This is a genomic window from Mesorhizobium sp. M2A.F.Ca.ET.037.01.1.1 (assembly GCF_003998075.1).
Lineage (GTDB): Bacteria > Pseudomonadota > Alphaproteobacteria > Rhizobiales > Rhizobiaceae > Mesorhizobium.
On the sequence record NZ_RZSA01001123.1, the window covers coordinates 1 to 1,948 of the forward strand.

General features: G+C 63.4%; 2 protein-coding genes. Both read left to right on the forward strand.

Translation table 11 applies throughout. The features are described from left to right. On the forward strand, positions 1-380 hold a 380-nt coding region (locus EOA27_RS34150), incomplete at its 5' end, for an NADPH-dependent FMN reductase (RefSeq protein ID WP_145970748.1). Positions 381-631: 251 nt separating this feature from the next. Then, positions 632-1,948 (forward strand): ATP-binding protein (locus EOA27_RS34155; protein WP_245491274.1); only part of this gene is annotated, 1,317 nt, incomplete at its 3' end.

Sequence of the window (1,948 nt, forward strand, 5' to 3'; positions counted from 1 at the left end):
ATACCAAGGCGTGGTCAAAGGCGATCGACGCCGCCGACGCCTTCGTGTTCGTGGCGCCGGAGTATAACTACTTCGTGGCGCCCGCGATCGTGAACGCCATCGACTATCTGCTGCATGAGTGGCGCTACAAGCCCGCGGCGATCTTCAGCTATGGCGGCGTATCCGGCGGATTGCGCGCCGCGCAATCGCTGAAGCCGCTGCTCACCTCGGTCGGCGTCATGCCGATCCCGGAGGGGGTGGCGCTACCGGCCTATGCGAGCCTGCTCGATGAGAAGCGCGCCTATCATCCGAGCGAGCAAGTGCAGGGCGGAGCGAAGACAATGCTGGACGAGTTGTTCCGCTGGAGCGGGGCGCTGAAGACGCTGCGCGCGGCCGAATAGGCACGAAAGCTTCCCAGCAAGGCAATTATCAGGCTGCGCTTAGGCGCGGCCTTTTGCGTTTCATCGACCCCTTTCGGCCGAACGCCGGGACCGTATCAGCGCGGGCGTGGAAGCACCTTGCCGCCAAGCCGGCAAAATGCCCGCAAACCTTGGAAAATCCGCCATTTGCGCCTATATCTAGGACATCAAAACGGCGCGATTCGCGGCCATTTTTCGGCGCCGGACCAGCGACATCAATCAGACAGGTTTTCATGAGCGATCAGACCGAAAGCGCCATTGGCGCGCAAGCCGAGTACGGCGCCGATTCCATCAAGGTTTTGAAGGGGTTGGACGCGGTGCGCAAGCGTCCGGGCATGTATATCGGCGACACAGACGACGGCTCGGGCCTGCATCACATGGTCTATGAGGTGGTTGACAACGCCATCGACGAGGCGCTTGCCGGCCACGCCGACCTCGTCTCGGTGACGCTCAACCCCGACGGTTCCGTCACCGTCATCGACAATGGCCGCGGGATTCCGACCGATATCCACCCCTCGGAGGGTGTTTCGGCGGCCGAAGTGATCATGACGCAGCTGCATGCCGGCGGCAAATTCGACCAGAACTCCTATAAAGTGTCCGGCGGCCTGCATGGCGTCGGCGTCTCGGTGGTCAACGCGCTTTCCGCCTGGCTCAAGCTCAAGATCCGCCGCAACGGCGAGATTTTCGAGATGAGCTTCACGCATGGCAATGCCGACGCGCCGCTGAAGGTGACCGGCAGCTACGTGCAGGACAAGCAGCCCGGCACCTATGAAGGCCGCAGCGGCAGCGAGATCACCTTCTTCCCGTCGGCCGAGACCTTCACCATGGTCGAGTTCGACTACAACACGCTGGAGCACCGGCTGCGCGAGCTCGCCTTCCTCAATTCCGGCGTGCGCATCGTGCTGACCGATGCGCGCCATGCCGACCTTGTGCGCCATGAGCTTCATTATGACGGCGGGCTGGAAGAGTTCGTCAAATATCTCGACCGGGTGAAGAAGCCGCTGATCGAGGCGCCGATCGCCATCCGCGCCGAGCGCGACGGCATCACCGTCGAAGTCGCGATGTGGTGGAACGACAGCTACCACGAGAATGTGCTGGCCTTCACCAACAACATCCCGCAGCGCGACGGCGGCACACATCTGGCCGGCTTCCGCGCGGCGCTGACCAGGCAGATCACCGGCTATGGCGAGTCTTCCGGCCAGACCAAGAAGGAAAAGGTCTCGCTGACCGGCGACGACTGCCGCGAAGGCCTGACCGCTGTTCTCTCGGTCAAGGTGCCCGACCCGAAATTCTCCTCGCAGACCAAGGACAAGCTGGTCTCGTCCGAGGTTCGCCCGGTGGTGGAGAGCCTGGTCAACGAGGCGCTGGGTACCTGGCTGGAAGAGCATCCGAGCGAAGGCAGGGTCGTGGTCGAGAAGGTGATCCAGGCGGCCGCTGCGCGCGAAGCCGCGCGCAAGGCGCGCGACATCACGCGCAAGAGCACGCTCGGCGTCACCTCGCTGCCCGGCAAACTCGCCGACTGCCAGGAGCGCGATCCGGCCAAGTCGGAA